This is a genomic window from Aeromonas taiwanensis (assembly GCF_000820165.1).
GTDB classification, from domain to species: Bacteria; Pseudomonadota; Gammaproteobacteria; order Enterobacterales; family Aeromonadaceae; genus Aeromonas; species Aeromonas taiwanensis.
This window is the reverse complement of the sequence record NZ_CDDD01000101.1, coordinates 160,845-174,355: the sequence shown is the minus strand read 5'-3', so window position 1 is coordinate 174,355 and position 13,511 is coordinate 160,845. Positions and strand designations below refer to the sequence as shown.

At 64.5% G+C, this 13,511-nt stretch carries 20 protein-coding genes; 7 read left to right on the top strand and 13 right to left on the bottom strand.

All coding sequences use genetic code 11. The features are described from left to right. Positions 1-25: 25 nt before the first annotated feature. Positions 26-238 carry a hypothetical protein gene (locus tag BN1136_RS18480; protein WP_041212302.1) on the top strand — a complete coding sequence of 71 codons (213 nt, stop codon included), beginning with the start codon at positions 26-28 and terminating at the stop codon, positions 236-238. 120 nt (positions 239-358) lie between these two features. Here the strand turns inward: BN1136_RS18480 and BN1136_RS18475 are convergent, their stop codons facing one another. From BN1136_RS18475 to atcJ, 6 genes are all read right to left on the bottom strand, one after another. Next, the gene (locus BN1136_RS18475; protein WP_043757295.1) at positions 359-733 is read right to left on the bottom strand and encodes a hypothetical protein; all 375 of its coding nucleotides are present in this window, start codon (positions 731-733) and stop codon (positions 359-361) included. Positions 734-792: 59 nt separating this feature from the next. Next, on the bottom strand, positions 793-1,044 hold the full coding sequence (locus tag BN1136_RS18470) for a hypothetical protein (RefSeq protein ID WP_043757298.1): 252 nt from the start codon (positions 1,042-1,044) through the stop codon (positions 793-795). Positions 1,045-1,267: 223 nt separating this feature from the next. Further along, the gene (gene atcC / locus BN1136_RS18465; protein ID WP_043757301.1) at positions 1,268-2,170 is read right to left on the bottom strand and encodes a cold adaptation protein AtcC; all 903 of its coding nucleotides are present in this window, start codon (positions 2,168-2,170) and stop codon (positions 1,268-1,270) included. An 11-nt stretch (positions 2,171-2,181) separates the two neighbouring features. After that, entirely contained in the window at positions 2,182-2,949 is a 768-nt protein-coding gene (gene atcB / locus BN1136_RS18460) for a cold adaptation protein AtcB (protein WP_005305283.1), read from the bottom strand. A gap of 13 nt (positions 2,950-2,962) precedes the next feature. Then, positions 2,963-3,511 carry a cold adaptation protein AtcA gene (gene atcA / locus BN1136_RS18455; RefSeq protein WP_017778352.1) on the bottom strand — a complete coding sequence of 183 codons (549 nt, stop codon included), beginning with the start codon at positions 3,509-3,511 and terminating at the stop codon, positions 2,963-2,965. Between the two features lie 22 nt (positions 3,512-3,533). After that, positions 3,534-3,818, bottom strand: a complete 285-nt coding sequence (gene atcJ, locus BN1136_RS18450) for a cold adaptation protein ActJcold adaptation protein ActJ (RefSeq protein WP_041212306.1) — start codon at positions 3,816-3,818, stop codon at positions 3,534-3,536. A gap of 290 nt (positions 3,819-4,108) precedes the next feature. Between atcJ and BN1136_RS18445 the strand changes: the two genes are divergently transcribed. Further along, a complete protein-coding gene (locus BN1136_RS18445) occupies positions 4,109-4,540 on the top strand; it encodes an EF-hand domain-containing protein (protein WP_043757313.1) in 432 nt (143 codons plus the stop codon). Between the two features lie 73 nt (positions 4,541-4,613). On the opposite strand, the gene BN1136_RS18440 is transcribed toward BN1136_RS18445, so the two are convergent. Genes BN1136_RS18440 through BN1136_RS18425 form a run of 4 tightly spaced genes read right to left on the bottom strand, consistent with a single transcriptional unit; the run spans position 4,614 to position 8,356 of the window. Then, positions 4,614-5,138: a protein disulfide oxidoreductase gene (locus BN1136_RS18440; RefSeq protein ID WP_043757315.1), complete on the bottom strand. Its 525-nt coding sequence runs from the start codon at positions 5,136-5,138 to the stop codon at positions 4,614-4,616. A 3-nt stretch (positions 5,139-5,141) separates the two neighbouring features. Continuing rightward, positions 5,142-5,879, bottom strand: coding sequence for a DsbA family protein (locus BN1136_RS18435; RefSeq protein ID WP_043757317.1), 738 nt, complete (start codon positions 5,877-5,879; stop codon positions 5,142-5,144). Positions 5,880-5,889: 10 nt separating this feature from the next. Then, complete coding sequence (locus BN1136_RS18430) at positions 5,890-7,929, bottom strand: protein-disulfide reductase DsbD family protein (protein ID WP_043757320.1); 2,040 nt, start codon at positions 7,927-7,929, stop codon at positions 5,890-5,892. 52 nt (positions 7,930-7,981) lie between these two features. After that, complete coding sequence (locus BN1136_RS18425; RefSeq protein ID WP_043757371.1) at positions 7,982-8,356, bottom strand: hypothetical protein; 375 nt, start codon at positions 8,354-8,356, stop codon at positions 7,982-7,984. Positions 8,357-8,520: 164 nt separating this feature from the next. Between BN1136_RS18425 and BN1136_RS18420 the strand changes: the two genes are divergently transcribed. The 4 genes from BN1136_RS18420 (at position 8,521) to pspG (ending at position 10,600) form a co-directional block, all read left to right on the top strand. Continuing rightward, on the top strand, positions 8,521-9,249 hold the full coding sequence (locus BN1136_RS18420) for a 1-acylglycerol-3-phosphate O-acyltransferase (RefSeq protein ID WP_043757323.1): 729 nt from the start codon (positions 8,521-8,523) through the stop codon (positions 9,247-9,249). Between the two features lie 212 nt (positions 9,250-9,461). Beyond that, entirely contained in the window at positions 9,462-10,124 is a 663-nt protein-coding gene (pspA, locus tag BN1136_RS18415; protein WP_043757324.1) for a phage shock protein PspA, read from the top strand. A gap of 2 nt (positions 10,125-10,126) precedes the next feature. Further along, on the top strand, positions 10,127-10,333 hold the full coding sequence (locus BN1136_RS18410) for a PspC domain-containing protein (protein WP_043757374.1): 207 nt from the start codon (positions 10,127-10,129) through the stop codon (positions 10,331-10,333). Between the two features lie 48 nt (positions 10,334-10,381). Beyond that, complete coding sequence (pspG, locus tag BN1136_RS18405) at positions 10,382-10,600, top strand: envelope stress response protein PspG (protein ID WP_043757328.1); 219 nt, start codon at positions 10,382-10,384, stop codon at positions 10,598-10,600. Between the two features lie 86 nt (positions 10,601-10,686). On the opposite strand, the gene BN1136_RS18400 is transcribed toward pspG, so the two are convergent. Beyond that, positions 10,687-11,022, bottom strand: coding sequence for a GIY-YIG nuclease family protein (locus tag BN1136_RS18400; RefSeq protein ID WP_043757331.1), 336 nt, complete (start codon positions 11,020-11,022; stop codon positions 10,687-10,689). After that, positions 11,019-11,912: an EamA family transporter RarD gene (gene rarD, locus BN1136_RS18395; RefSeq protein WP_043757334.1), complete on the bottom strand. Its 894-nt coding sequence runs from the start codon at positions 11,910-11,912 to the stop codon at positions 11,019-11,021. The genes BN1136_RS18400 and rarD overlap by 4 nt, the downstream gene beginning before the upstream one ends. A gap of 100 nt (positions 11,913-12,012) precedes the next feature. Between rarD and BN1136_RS18390 the strand changes: the two genes are divergently transcribed. Beyond that, positions 12,013-12,594 carry a uracil-DNA glycosylase family protein gene (locus BN1136_RS18390; protein ID WP_043757337.1) on the top strand — a complete coding sequence of 194 codons (582 nt, stop codon included), beginning with the start codon at positions 12,013-12,015 and terminating at the stop codon, positions 12,592-12,594. A gap of 10 nt (positions 12,595-12,604) precedes the next feature. Here BN1136_RS18390 and BN1136_RS18385 read toward each other — a convergent pair whose 3' ends face one another. Beyond that, positions 12,605-13,459: a DMT family transporter gene (locus tag BN1136_RS18385; protein ID WP_043757341.1), complete on the bottom strand. Its 855-nt coding sequence runs from the start codon at positions 13,457-13,459 to the stop codon at positions 12,605-12,607. Positions 13,460-13,511 lie beyond the last annotated feature (52 nt).

Sequence of the window (13,511 nt, the reverse complement as noted above, 5' to 3'; positions counted from 1 at the left end):
GCAGCACAGTGCCAGGAGGCCAATCATGGAGATCGACAAAGCCATCGGACTGATCGAGGCCCACGGGGTCTTTCACGGGGATCACTACAGCTTCAACAGCGGCGAGTTCGTGCAGTGGTGCCAGGAAGATACCCACCAGACCCTCAGCCTGGAGCAGGCCAATCACGAGCTGGCGCCCTTCTGCATCCGGGTCGGTTACGCCGAGCCGGTCCGGTCGTGGCGTTATTACCTCACCTGAACTACTTCACCTGAGGGGTGACGCAGAGGGCGGGACGAGCCGCGCGATGCGGTGAGTCAGTGACAAAGGAGTCGGCAAGGCTCCTTTCTTGTGATGGGCAGGGCGAAGGCGGGAAGTGCCCTAGTTGTCGACGTTCCAGGCAATGGGCAACTCAAGGTCGAATATCAGCTGATCCCCGTCGAGGCGAAAGGCCAGGCTGGTCTGGTGCTGGTCGTATTCGTCGATAAGGCGGCAGCTCTCGGCGAAGTTGGACTCGTAACCGAGGCGCGCACTGCCGCCGGTCTGGGCCCCGTCGAGTTCCACCCCCAGTACCCGCAGCGGGTCTTTCTGGCTGAGCTTGACCCGGCTGTCCCCCACATCCACCAGCCGCTCCAGCAGGGGGAAGAAGTCCGGCTTGTTCGCCTCGATGGTTCGGGCGATGGCCTGCTCCCGCTCGGCGCGGCTGGCAAGGGGGCCATTCAGGGTGTAGCGGGTCTGTATCCTCTCCTGGGTCATGCTCTGTACCTCTCTGGTGTTGCCGGCGGATGTTTTAATTCCTGGCTGCGATGGGGCGCTCAGGCGGGGATGCGGCCATTGCGAACCAGGGCCCGGCGGATGTTCTTGCACAGCTTGCCGAAGCGGTTGAGCTCGTCGAAGGTGGGCGGGATGCCGCGATCGATCTGATATTGCCAGTAGCAGAGGTCCGTATCCACCAGCTCCATCAACTTCTTGGGGCAGCCGATGCAGGTGTTGTCAGGCCCGCACTTGAAGGTATCCGGTTGGTAGAGCGGAAACTCCGCCTTCACGGCGTCGATGATCTGCTGCATCGCGGTGATCCTGTCGGGCTTTCTGCTCACGGCCTTGCTCCCCTGCGGCTTGTATGGGGGAGTCATTATATCCCTGTCAAAAATGGGGCCAATGACGCTTACGGGGTAGTTTTCTGCCGAGGGTGGTGGCCATTGCTAGTGTTCGTGCTAAAAACGGGGCACTGGATAGCACAACGCCCGGCAAGCCGGGCGTTGGAATACGGTGAAGGGGAAAGACCCCTCATCAGAAGTCGTGATAGAGGGGCCAGCCGAGCAGGGGGTGCTTGAGCCCGGCGCGCATCTCCATGTTGTCGAGCTTCTCCGGCGAGGCGTCCTCTTTTTGCAGCTGCTGGTACTGGCGCACAAACCCCAGGGTATGGAGCAGGTTGGGCACAAAGCCCGGGCTCAGCTCCTGGCGCAGGGCCGCGGCCATGTCGGCGGGCAGCTCGCTCAGCATCAGGGCGAGCTGGGTGGCGAGATGGTCGGTGGCGAACCAGGCCTCGTCGAGGGCAATCTCTCGCGCCAGTTTGCGCTTGAGATCCTGCTTCACCCTGAGGGGGGCGGCGCCGCTGCCCTTGCCGCAGAGGATGCGATAGAGCAGGGCCTCGGCCAGCTTGTCCTCCATGGTAGGGTGGTCGCTCTCGCTGGCGAAGAAGTGCTGATCGATCAGCCCCATCAGGCGGCTCTTGTTGTGCTCGGCCAGCGCCTTCTCGTACTCCTGCCACCCTTGCCACTCCTCGATGTCGGGGGGGCTCGAGATCTTGTCCAGCAGGCGCGCATCCACGTCACCGTAGAGGCTGTTGCCAGCCTGCTTGGGGCTGACGGTGATGAGCATGGACCAGCCCTTCTGGAACGGCTTGATGGGGCCTTCCGGCGCCTGCAAGAGCGCCAGCGCCCTGGCCGGATCCCGCTGGGAGAGCTCCTGCAACCCCAGGCTCACCACGCCGATGACGTCGTGGGCGGCCTGCTCCAGCAGGTGCATCTTGTACTTGTTGTAGTACTTGTCGGCGAATTTCAGGCTCATCAGCACCGCCTTGCCCTTGATGGCGGCCAGCTGCTGCTCGCTCAGGCGTTCATTGTCGCGGCCAAAGCGCAGCACCTGGGTGAGATAGGGGCCCTGGTTGGCATCGCGAATGACTAACTGCATGAATGGGCTCCTTAATCCAGAAAGCTGAACATGTCGTCGACGTCGCCGTACTCGTCTTCCTCGACCTTGTTCTTCTCTTTGGCCTGCATCACCAGCTCGGCGGCAAACTTGTTGATGATGCCGTCCCAGCTGGAGTGCTCATTGCGCAGCAGCGACTTGATGGACTTCTCCACCTCGGGGGCCAGCTCGCGGATCAGCATCAAGAGGCTGCGCGGGTCGTCCAGGGCGTAGTCGTGGACATCCTCGCTCTGCTGGCGCTCGCTGTAGCGCAGGGACTCTTCGAGATCTTCCTCTTCGGCGTGCAGCACGTCGCGATAGCCTTCCTCTTCTTCATAGCGATCGCCGCGGTAGAACTCGATAAAGGGGATGGCGAGGTAGAAGAGGCCGGCCGGATCCTCGGCCACGCATTCGAGGATCTCGCGCTGCTTGGCTTCGCTCTCCTGGGTGCGGATCAGGTAGTTGAGGAAGTCGAAGGTGTGCTGCTGCAGCTCGTCGGCGTTGTTCTTGATCGCCTCTTCCCAGTAGAGGGGCTGCTGGCAGACGATGTCGCGGATTCGCTCCGGGGTCATCAGCTCGGAGATGATGGAGGGGAAGGAGATGTCGTGCTGGCCGTTGATCTGGGTCAGGGTAACGATATCAATATTTTCAATGACTTCCGCCAGCTGGTCGTCAGACATGGTCTTGGCGATCAGCTCGAACTTCTCGCTGGCCTGCTTCGGCTCGATGACGGCCAGCTCTTTGATCTCGATGGCGGTAATTTCTATCAGACTGTTGCTCATGCCTTGCCCCAAGTTAGAAACGGACTTCGTCGTACATATCCTGCTCGCCCTGGTCGTCGCCATAGCGATCGCGGCGGCCGCCGCCGTGGTAGTCGGCGTCGGCATCTTCCCCGTCATCTTCTTCCTCGTCGCGCAGCTCGTAGTCGTCATCGGCACGGTGGCTGCCGCGGGGCAGCGGGTTGTCGAGCAGGAACAGCACGGCGCAGGCTTCCATCAGTTGATCTTCGCTCTGGGCCCGCACCGCCTTGACCAGCGGCAGGGCGGCGTTGTTGAAGCCGACGCTCACCTTGAACTCGTCCCAGGAGGGCTGCTCGCCGCTGGCGAGCCACTTGTTCCACTGCCCCTTGGCCTTGGCCGGGAACTGCACCCGGCCATAGAGGGCGAGCGGCAGGTATTCGGGCATGAACTCCAGCATGCTCATGTCGGCCAGCAGCAGGGCCTTCATCTGGTCGGTGAACTGCTCCAGCCCCTTGGGGTCGTCCTGATCCCGGTAGGATTCGATATTCTCGCTGGCATCGCTTTGCAGGGCCTTGAGCCGTGCCTGGTCCCATTTCTTTTGCATAGTCGCCTTCTTGCCTGGTGTCTCAGGGGTAGAACTGGTCCCACATCTCCTGCATGGCAGCAGCGGGATCGGTCACGATGACGTTGTTGAAATCCTTGATGAAGGCGGCCCGCTGTTTCGGATCGGACAACACCTCATAGGCCTGCTTTATCTGGTGCAGCCGGGCGGCTGCCTGCTCTTTCTCTTCATCCGTGGCCCCGTGCAGCTTGTCGGGGTGGTACTGGTTCGACAGCCGTCGATAGGCTTTCTTGATGTCGTTTTCACTGGCGTTGGACTTGACGCCCAACACCCGGAAGTAGTTGTTCATGACGGATCCTGCCTCACTGGCATCGTGGAATTCACCCTGCGGGGGCCTGGTGACGGGAAAGGTGGCAAACCAGGCTTGGCAAAAACCGGTGATTTTAACGCAAAGCTCCCGCCATCGCCATGAATAGGAAGAAAAGTAACCAGACGGAGAGTACGGCCGGTGCGTCCTGGGATCTGGCTCCCGGTGGGGGGCGGCCCCGGGGCTACACTACAGGAGGCGCCGGGCGTTGCCCCGGCGATCTTCAGCAGGCCTCGGCGGGGCCGAGACCCTTACTTAAGGAATGGACAGCCATGCTCAAATTTTATCTTTTGCCTCTGGTATTGCTTGGCGGCGCCGCCCTTGCTGCCGAGGAGCCCCTCGACGAGCCCATGATGCTCATCAAGGGAGACATCACCAAGGCCCAGTTCATGGAAAGAGCCGAGCAGCGTTTCGCCCGGCAGGATACCGACAAGGATGGCACCCTGTCGGTGGCCGAGAGAGAGGCCGCCATGGCCAAGATGCACGAGGCGATGCAGCAGTCCGGCAAGGCCATGCCGGGCAAGATGGGGAACATGGGCAACATGAGGCCGATGCAGGACACGACCAAGGAGCAGTTCATGGCGCGCCATGAGGCCATCTTCACCCGGATGGACAAAAACGGGGACGGGGTGCTCGACGAGGCCGAGCGGGCCAGCGTCAAGGGACGGCTCGGGCAGGGGATGATGACCCCCGCGCAGCAATAGGCTTGGCAGCCTTCAATAAAAAAAGAGCCCGGTAGCGATACCGGGCTCTTTGCATTTCTTGCGTGGCGGCGGTTTACCAGCGGGCCCACAGCAGCCGCAGCTTGAGCCCCCAGCGGCTGCTCCAGCCCGTGGTGCTGCTCACCAGCTGCCCATCCCTGACGATGAGGAAGGTGGGGGTCACCCCCACTTCCCAGCGCTCGGCGAGGGCCCCGGACGCATCGTTGTGGGTCGGAAAGGCGAGCCCTTTCTTCTCCATCCCCGCGTGCAGTCGGGTGTCGTCGCCGGAGCGCAAGGCTACCGTCAACACGTTCTCTCCCTCCTGCCAGAGCCGGTCCACGGTCGGCGTGGTGAAGCGGCACACCCCGCACCAGCTGGCCCAATAGTAGACCAGCAGCGGCCGGCCCTGGCTCAGGGTCGCGAGATCCGTGGTGGTGCCGTTCTGCAGGGTGAGGGGGGCGGTCATGGCTCCCTCCGGCAGACTGGGGCCGCGCCACAGATCCAGCAGGGTGGAGACGACCAGCGCCATCAGCAGCAGCCAGAGGGCTTCCTTGCCCCAGCGCCGCCAGCGCGGTGCCTTTACAGCGGCATCCTCAGCCATGGTTTAGCTCCGCTTGGCCAGCTCGGCCTTCACCAGCTGCTCCAGTTCGTCATAGGAGATGGCGCCTGGCACCAGCTGGTTGCCGATGAGCGTCGCCGGGGTGCCCTGCACACCGAGCAGGGTGCCGATGCGCAGGCTGTTGCGCAGCTCCTCGGTCGCCTTGGCGTTGGGGGTGAGGCTCAGGTTGTCGGTGGCGGCCAGCGCCTTGTTGATGTCCGTTTCGGTCAGCATGCCCTGCTTGCTCATCAGCTTGTCGTGCAGGGGGAGGAAGCGGGCGGGATCCTGCTGCCACAGGGTGAGGCTGTACTGGGCCGCCTTGGCGGAGCTCTGGCCCTTGAACGGCAGCAGCTTGATGACCAGCCCCAGATCGTCCGGATAGGCCTTGAGCAGCTTGGTCAGCTGGGGATCGAACTGCTTGCAGTAGGGGCAGTTGTAGTCGGTGAACAGCACCAGGGTCAGCTTGGGGTTCTTGGCGCCGAGGCGCGGGCTGGTGGCGCTGTTGAACAACACATCCTGGTTGCCCTTGATGAAGTCACCGAGCTGGGACGCCTGGGCTGCGGCGTTCTGCTTCTCCCAGGATTCGGCCGCCTCGTCGAGGATCTTGGGGTTCTGGACCAGGGTCTCGCGGATCAGCTCCTTGATGCGGGCCTCCTGCTCCGGGGTAAACGGGGCGGCGTGCAGGGCCGGGGCCAGCAGGCTGGCAGAGAGGGTGGCGATCAGGGTCAGGGTAGGCAGTTTCATGGCATTCTCCTTAGAACTGGGAGGCGGGCTGGATGAGGCCGGCCTTTTTCAAGACGATGAGCAGGTCGGCCTTGTCCAGCAGGGGGGAGAGGATCTCTCCCTCTGGCAGACCGGGCCCGTAGATCTGGTTGAAGGGGACGGCGGCCGCGCCGCGCTGGCGCAGGAAGGCCGAGATGGCGTCGTTTGGCCGGCTCCAGTCTCCGCGCAGGGCCACCACGTCCGGTGCCGACAGGGCGCTCTGCACCTCATCGCGCAGCAGCACGTTGTACTTGTTGGCCTTGCAGGTGACGCACCAGTCGGCGGTGACGTCCACGAAGACCCGCTTGTTCTGGGCCAGGGCGTCGGCGATGGCCCGCTCGGAGAGGGGCTGCCAGGCCACCCGGTCGACGCCGCCCGAGCCCTGCGCGGTGAGCGCGCCCCCCAGCAGCAGGGCGCCGCCGATGAGGGCCGAGAGGGCGAGGGCCAGCGTGGCGCCCCGGATGCCGTAACGCCAGAGGATGCCCACCAGCAGTGCCAGCACCATGGCCGCCATCAGCCAGCCGGTCGCCGTGCTGCCCAGGTGGTTGCCGAGCAGGCTCGCCAGCCAGAGGCTGGAGCCCAGCATCATCAGGCCGAGCAGGATGCGCAGGTGCCCCATCCAGCGACCCGGCTTCGGCAGCCAGAGGGCGAGGCGGGGCAGGGCCGCCACCAGCAGCCAGGGCAGGCTCATGCCAAGGCCGAGCGCCGTGAAGATGAGCCAGAGCTGGCCGAGGGGCGCCGCCAGGGCAAAGGCCACCGCGGTGCCGAGGAAGGGGGCGGAGCAGGGGGTCGCCAGCAGGGTGGCGAAGCTCCCCTGCAGGAAGTGCCCGCCCAATCCGTTACCGCCGCGGGTGGCGAGCCGGGTACTGAGACTGCTCGGCAGCCTTATCTCGAACAGCCCCAGCAGGTTGGCGCAAAACAGCAGGGTCACCGCCACCATGAAGCCGATGAAACCGGCGCTCTGGAACTGGATCCCCCAGCCGACGGCGCCCTGAGTCGCGCGCAGCAGGCTGCTCATGGCCGCCAACACCCAGAAGGAGGCGAGGATACCGCCGCTGGCGGCGAGAAACTGCCTGCGCACCTGTCGCTGTTCCCGTTCCTGCTGTTGCAGCACGGTGCCGAGTTTCAGGGCCAGCACCGGCAGCACGCAGGGCATCAGGTTGAGGATGAGACCGCCGAGCAGCGCCGCCCCCAGCAACCAGAAGAGGGGGTGACCCTGGGTGGGCAGGGGCAGCGGCCCGGCTATGGTGGCACTGGTCTGCCAGGCCTGCTCGCCGCTGGTGAGCAGCAGGCCGAGGCGCTGGCCGCGCAGGTCGGGGGCATCCCCTTGCCAACCGTCGCTCACCGGCACCCGGGCGATCAGGGTGTTGCCCTGCACGTCTATCACCGGCTTGCCGAACTCGGCTCCCTCCAGAGCGTCGATGAAGAGGGACGGGGCCTGCCAGCCCTCCGCCCGCTCGGCGCGCAGCTGCAGCTGGTTGTGCTGGTAGCCGAGCGCGACCCGGGTGTCGGCGGGCAGGGGCTGGGGCAGCGTGCTCATGGCCTGGGCCCAGGCGAAGTCGAAACCGGCGGGTGCCTGCCCGTTCACCGCCAGGGTGAAGGGGTAGTCGGTCAGGATGCAGACGTTGCTGCAGGTGGAGAGGCGCAAGGTGCCCGTGAGGGGTTGCCCGGCCGGATAGCTGAGGCTCAGGGGGAAGCGCACCGCCTCGTCGTAGCCCTGGGTGCTGAGCCCGGCCACCTCGAAGGGGCGCGGCGTGGGCCAGTGCCACTGGAAGTCGCCGACCGGACCATCCCACAGGATCTGGGGCGCTATGCCCCCTTCACCCGGGCTGTGCCAGTAGGTCTTCCAGCCCGATTCGAGGGCGACCTCGAGCAGGATACGGGTGTGGTCCGGCGTGCTGCGGTCGGCCAGCAGCCGCACTTTGGCGTGATCGTTCCGGGGGCTGGTGAGCCAGCCGGTGTCGCCGGCCAACCCTGCGGATTGCCACAGCAAGCAGCCCAGTAACAGGGTTGCCTTGAAGAGATTTGACATCTTGTTGTCTCGCAAAGAAATGAATGACGGTGGATGAGAGAAACCGTCGAACTCATTCCCGCCAGACGCAGAGGGTGAGATGAAGACGCCGCTCGGGCGGGGAGATGACTCTGGGTGGGGGCAGAGGGGGGACGTATCGCCAGAGCGGTGCCAGCAGGGCGACCACCAGTGCCACCGCGAAGAACAGCTGTTCGACGCTGAGCAGGGTGGCGGCGCTCAGCCACTTGCCGTTGAGCTGGCAGCTGGTGGGATGCGGACTGGGGCTGGACTCGGCCTGCTTGTCGTCCGTCACCTGGGTGAGCTGGATCTGGCAGCCGATGGCCTGATCGAGCAGGGCGAGCCGGGCCAGCGGCTGGGCAGCGCAATTGAGCACCAGCAGGCAGACCAGCAGCAGGAGTCGTTTCGCCACGCGTTGTTGGTGAATCATGCTCGCCCCGTTCATCAAGATGGGCACATCCTAACGGCCAATGGCGGGAGGGGCAAGTCGGGGCCGCGGGTGGCCGTCCGGGGCTGGTCGGTTCTGTCTGGCGAACGCTTGTTCGCTAAAAGGGGGACCAGTATACTGCGCCGAATCACATTTCGAGGTGTTCGATGCTCAAACTTGCCCGTGTGCTGCTGCTGGCCCTGCTGCTCGTCTTCTGGTTCGTCTTTGGCCTGTTGCTCTGTCTGGTGCGCCCGCGCCATCCGAACAACGTCTATGTCTTTGCCCGCATGTACCACGCGGTCTGCCCCCTCATCGGGCTCAAGGTGCGGGTCACCATTCCGGACGAGGTCAAGTCGGTAGGTCCGGCGGTCTATGTCTGCAACCACCAGAGCAACTTCGACATCTTCACAGTGACCGGTGCGGTGCGACCCGGCGTGGTGGCGGTGGGCAAGAAGAGCTTGCTGTGGCTGCCCTTCTTCGGCCTTATCTTCTGGCTCTCCGGCAACGTGCTGATCGACCGCTCCAACCGCTCCCGCGCCATCGGCACCATAGGCCAGGTGGTGGATCGCATCAAGGCGCGTGGCACCTCCATCTGGATGTTCCCGGAGGGGACCCGCTCCCAGGGGCGCGGTCTGCTGCCGTTCAAGGCCGGCGCCTTCCATACCGCCGTCCAGGCCGAGGTGCCCGTGGTGCCCATCGTCTGCTCCAGCTATTTCGGCCAGGTGGATCTGAACCGCTGGGACAACGGCGAGGTGTTGCTGGAGATGCTGCCTCCCCTGTGCTCCAAGGAGCACGGCGCCGCCGGCATTCGCGAGCTCTCCGACACCTGCCGGGCGCAGATGGAAGCCAAGCTGGCGGAGCTGGACGGCAAGCTGGGTCACCGTCCGGCTGCCTGAGCCTGCCACAGCTGACAGAAAAAAGAGGGAGCCAGGGGCTCCCTTTTTTGTTGGTAAATATCGCCACTTGGGTGGTTGTTTTCACCACATTAGGCCGACTGGTAGCGAGTGTGTGATTCATATCTATATGTAAAACAACAATAATTTATCTTGGCACGGCTCTTGTAATGTCATGGGAAGAGATTGTCATCCCATCAACAAGGAGCCAGACCATGAGCGTATTCAGCCGCCTGACCGACGTGATCAATGCCAACCTGCACAGCCTGCTCGACAAGAGCGAAGAGCCGGAGAAGATGCTGCGGCTGATGATCGAGGAGATGGAGCAGGTCCAGATCGAGATGCGTACCCAGGCCGCCCGCGTCATCGCCGAACAGAAGCAGCTGGAGCGCCATCAGCAGGCGCTGCGCCACCAGATCCAGGAGTGGTCGGCCAAGGCCGAGCTCGCCATCCAGAAAGGCCGGGAAGATCTCGCCCGTGCCGCCCTCACCGAGAAGCTGGCCGAGGTGAAGCAGTGCGAACGGCTGGAAGAGGACAAGGCCCGGGTGGCCGAGGTACTGGCCCAGCTCACCGCCGACAGCGAGCGGCTGGCGGCCAAGCTGACCGAAGCGCGGGAGAAGCAGAAGCTGCTGACCCTGCGGGAGCAGACCGCCCACAGCCGCCTTCGTGCCCGCGCCCAGGTGGACAACCAGCGCATGCACGAGCTGGTGGCCCGTTTCGACGGTTTCCAGAACCGGGTCGATCAGCTGGAGGCGCAACTGGAGGCGGCGACCCTGGGGCAGAATCCGTCCCTCGAGGCCCAGTTCCGCGAGCTGGAGCTGAACGACGAGATTGAGCGGGAGCTGGCTCGACTCAAGGGTCAAAAGGCGGAGGCGTGATCATGACTCCCTGGCCCAAGGACCTGGCCCATCGCAAGCTGACCGGCGTCTGCGCCGGTCTGGCCAAGGGGCTCGGGATCTCCAGGGTGACGGTGCGGGTGGTGGCCCTGCTCACCCTGATCCTGATGCCGCCCCTGGCCCTGGCCCTGTATCTGCTGGCGGTGCTCGTCATGCCGCCCCGTCGTGAATTGAAGCGCTGGCTGGAGTGATCTCCGGATCCGTCCCGCCGGCAAGTGCACACCTGTGAGGAGCACAACATGCTGGAATTTATCGTCTTGATACTGGTGCTGATCGGCATGGCGCTGACCGGGTTCACCGTGCTGGCCATGCTGCTGGTGAGCGGGGTCTTCGTGCTGTTTGGCGCCCTGGCCGGCATGTTTGCCCTCATCATCAAGCTGGCACCCTGGTTGTTGCTGGTGCTGGTGGTGTGCTGGTTGCTCAGCAACAGGCGCAAGCAGTCGAACACCTACCGTTAAGCCTCCCTGATACTTTTCGGCCACCGCTTGCGGTGGCCTTTTTCATGGGGCGGGTGAGGGGAATCGCGAGTCTTGGGGTGGTGACGTCAGTTAGCCTGGGGAGCCGGCACGGGCTCGGCGGGGGCGTTTAGCCATAACTGGCTCCAGTCGTGCCATTGCGCGGGGTTGAGCACCAGACGCTCCTTGAACGCCTTGCTCTGCTGCTTGAGGCGGTACTCGAGGCGCAGTGCCTCCCCCTTGCCCTGGACTTCCTGCTGCCACACCAGGGAGAGGGGCCCCTTGCCGCGCAAGGCACGTGCCCCCTTGCCGCTCTGGTGCTGGCGCAGGCGCCGCTCGGGATCCGTGCTGATCCCCGCATAGAGTGCCCCTGCGCCGGTGCGCACCAGATAGACAAACCAGCGGGATGAGGGAGCGGCGGTCATGACGCTCGCCACCCGGCCCGCTGGCGCCGGAGCCGGTGCAGGGGGAGCAGGCTGACCAGCAGGCCGGCCCAGACGAAGGCAAAGCCCACGGATTTCACCGGATCCGGGATCTCGCCAAACCAGAAGATGGCGAGCAGGAAGGCGAGGCTCGGCTCTATGTATTGCAGCAGCCCCACCGTGCTCATGGGAGTGCGCGTCACGGCATAGCAGAACAGGCCGACCGGCAGCAGGGTGGCGGGGGCGCTGCCCATCAGCAGCAGTCGCTCGGTCCAGTCACCTGCCATAAACTGGCTGGCGCCGTGCAGGGAGAGCCAGCCGATGATGAGAAGGGCGACGGGCAGCTGCACCAGGGATTCGAGATAGAGGCTGCTGCCGGCGTCCAGCTTCACCTGCTTCTTGATGAGGCCATAGAGGGCGAAGTTGGCCCCCATGATGAGGGAGAACCAGGGCAGCTGGCCGTAGGAGAACAGCATGTAGGCGAGCCCCGCCAGCGCCAGGGCCACCGCCAGATGCTTCTGCGGGGTGAGCCTCTCTTTCAGGAAGAGGACGGCAAAGGCGATGTTGAACAGGGGCGTCATGAAGAAGGCGAGGCTGGTGGCCAGCACCTGACCCGTGGTCAGACACCAGGTGAACATGCACCAGCTGATGGACATGACGGGGCCGGCCAGCAGGATGAGGCCGAGCTGGCGGGGTTCGCCGCGCAGGGTCGCCCAGGGCACCCGGTGACCGAGCAGCAGGAACAGGCCTGCCAGCAGCACCACGGACCAGAGCACCCGGTGGGAGAGCAGCTCCCACATGTTGATCTCGGGCATGAACTGGTAATAGAGGGGCAGCATGCCCCACAGCACGAATGAGAGGGCCGCGCTGCCGGTGCCCATCCAGTTCTTCATCTCTCTCCGTTTATTAAACTAAACAATGGCGGCTGCATGATAAGTATCCGCTGACACTTTCACAAGCGGGAGCGGGGGAAAACTCTGGTACTATCCGGCCATGAACCGACTCGACTCCCTGTTTGAACAGATCCGGGCCTGCCGCCTGTGCGAGGCTCACCTCCCCCTGGGACCGAGGCCGGTGATCCGCGGTAGCGAGCACGCCCGTCTGCTGATCATCGGCCAGGCTCCGGGGACCCGGGTCCATGCCAGCGGCATTCCCTGGGACGACCCCTCGGGGGATCGCTTGCGCCAGTGGCTCGGAGTGGACAAGAGCGTCTTCTACGACGAATCCCGTATCGCCATCATGCCCATGGGGCTCTGTTACCCCGGCCGGGGCAAGTCGGGGGATCTGCCCCCCAGGCCCGAGTGTGCCCCCACCTGGCACGACAAGGTGCTGATGCTGCTGCCCCGGGTCGAGCTGACCCTGCTTATCGGCCAGTATGCGCAAGCCTACTACCTGGGCAAGGCGGGCAAGGAGACCCTCACCGAGACGGTGCGACACTGGACGGACTATGGCCCAGCCTGGTTGCCGCTGCCGCACCCGTCCCCGCGCAACACCCTCTGGCTCAAGAAGAACCCCTGGTTCGAGCAGGAGGTGGTGCCTCACCTGCGGCAGAGGGTCGCCCCGTTCTTGGGATAAACCGCGTCTCCTAGAGCGCCGGTTCGGCCTGGGGCTTGGGTTTGCGGGCCATGGCGATGAGCGGCAGTATGATGCACAGGCACCCGAGCAGCAGCGGCAGGCCGGGCTGCTCGTCGAACAGCCAGACCCCGATGGCGACCGCCATCAGCAGCCCCGTGTACTCCGCCGAAGCGATCTTGCTCGCCTCCGCCTTGCGATAGGCCATCACGCACAGCCCCGCGTAGACCATGATCAGCGCCGAGGAGCCGAAGGCGGGCCACCACATCTGCCACTGCCACTCTCCCCCTTCCCACCAGGCCAGCGCCAGGATGAGGGGCATGCTCAGCACGTTGGTGAAAAACAGGGTCTGGGCGATGGGCTGCTGGAGCGGGATCCGTTTGATCAGCAGGTTGTTGAGCGCCAGGGAGAGGGCGACCCCGAGCGCCGCCAGGGCGGCCCAGTTCACCTCCGTCGGGCGCAGCACGATGAGCACCCCGACAAAGCCGAGCAGCGCCGTCAGCACCTTCTGGCGCGACAACGCCTCCCCCGCCAGCCAGACCGCGAGCGGCACCATCAGGAGCGGCGCTGCATAAAAGAGGGCGTTGGCGGTGGCGAGCGGCAACCGGGTGAGGGCGACTACCATCAGGCAGACGCCGATGGCCCAGATGTGGGCCCGCAGCAGATGCCACTTGAGGGCCACCGGCGGGTGGCGACGCCAGGACCAGAGCAGCCAGGGGGCGAGCAGCAGGGCGGCGGAGAGCTGGCGGAAGAAGACGAACTGGAAGAGGGGCTGGTCCGGTTCCAGCACCTTGACCAGTGCATCGGAAAAGACCGCCACCATGTTGCCCAGCACCAGATAGAGGATGCCTATTCCGACTGCGTTCATACCACCTCCAGATTCAGATGAGAGGAGGGTAGCCCGCCCTCAGTTATCCAGT

What these genes read in the sequence shown, in the direction of transcription:
- BN1136_RS18480 (WP_041212302.1), top strand. Translation starts at nt 26, where the DNA reads ATGGAGATCGACAAAGCCATCGGACTGATCGAGGCCCACGGGGTCTTT.
- BN1136_RS18475 (WP_043757295.1), bottom strand. Translation starts at nt 733, where the DNA reads ATGACCCAGGAGAGGATACAGACCCGCTACACCCTGAATGGCCCCCTT.
- BN1136_RS18470 (WP_043757298.1), bottom strand. Translation starts at nt 1,044, where the DNA reads ATGCAGCAGATCATCGACGCCGTGAAGGCGGAGTTTCCGCTCTACCAA.
- atcC (WP_043757301.1), bottom strand. Translation starts at nt 2,170, where the DNA reads ATGCAGTTAGTCATTCGCGATGCCAACCAGGGCCCCTATCTCACCCAG.
- atcB (WP_005305283.1), bottom strand. Translation starts at nt 2,949, where the DNA reads ATGAGCAACAGTCTGATAGAAATTACCGCCATCGAGATCAAAGAGCTG.
- atcA (WP_017778352.1), bottom strand. Translation starts at nt 3,511, where the DNA reads ATGCAAAAGAAATGGGACCAGGCACGGCTCAAGGCCCTGCAAAGCGAT.
- atcJ (WP_041212306.1), bottom strand. Translation starts at nt 3,818, where the DNA reads ATGAACAACTACTTCCGGGTGTTGGGCGTCAAGTCCAACGCCAGTGAA.
- BN1136_RS18445 (WP_043757313.1), top strand. Translation starts at nt 4,109, where the DNA reads ATGCTCAAATTTTATCTTTTGCCTCTGGTATTGCTTGGCGGCGCCGCC.
- BN1136_RS18440 (WP_043757315.1), bottom strand. Translation starts at nt 5,138, where the DNA reads ATGGCTGAGGATGCCGCTGTAAAGGCACCGCGCTGGCGGCGCTGGGGC.
- BN1136_RS18435 (WP_043757317.1), bottom strand. Translation starts at nt 5,879, where the DNA reads ATGAAACTGCCTACCCTGACCCTGATCGCCACCCTCTCTGCCAGCCTG.
- BN1136_RS18430 (WP_043757320.1), bottom strand. Translation starts at nt 7,929, where the DNA reads ATGTCAAATCTCTTCAAGGCAACCCTGTTACTGGGCTGCTTGCTGTGG.
- BN1136_RS18425 (WP_043757371.1), bottom strand. Translation starts at nt 8,356, where the DNA reads ATGATTCACCAACAACGCGTGGCGAAACGACTCCTGCTGCTGGTCTGC.
- BN1136_RS18420 (WP_043757323.1), top strand. Translation starts at nt 8,521, where the DNA reads ATGCTCAAACTTGCCCGTGTGCTGCTGCTGGCCCTGCTGCTCGTCTTC.
- pspA (WP_043757324.1), top strand. Translation starts at nt 9,462, where the DNA reads ATGAGCGTATTCAGCCGCCTGACCGACGTGATCAATGCCAACCTGCAC.
- BN1136_RS18410 (WP_043757374.1), top strand. Translation starts at nt 10,127, where the DNA reads ATGACTCCCTGGCCCAAGGACCTGGCCCATCGCAAGCTGACCGGCGTC.
- pspG (WP_043757328.1), top strand. Translation starts at nt 10,382, where the DNA reads ATGCTGGAATTTATCGTCTTGATACTGGTGCTGATCGGCATGGCGCTG.
- BN1136_RS18400 (WP_043757331.1), bottom strand. Translation starts at nt 11,022, where the DNA reads ATGACCGCCGCTCCCTCATCCCGCTGGTTTGTCTATCTGGTGCGCACC.
- rarD (WP_043757334.1), bottom strand. Translation starts at nt 11,912, where the DNA reads ATGAAGAACTGGATGGGCACCGGCAGCGCGGCCCTCTCATTCGTGCTG.
- BN1136_RS18390 (WP_043757337.1), top strand. Translation starts at nt 12,013, where the DNA reads ATGAACCGACTCGACTCCCTGTTTGAACAGATCCGGGCCTGCCGCCTG.
- BN1136_RS18385 (WP_043757341.1), bottom strand. Translation starts at nt 13,459, where the DNA reads ATGAACGCAGTCGGAATAGGCATCCTCTATCTGGTGCTGGGCAACATG.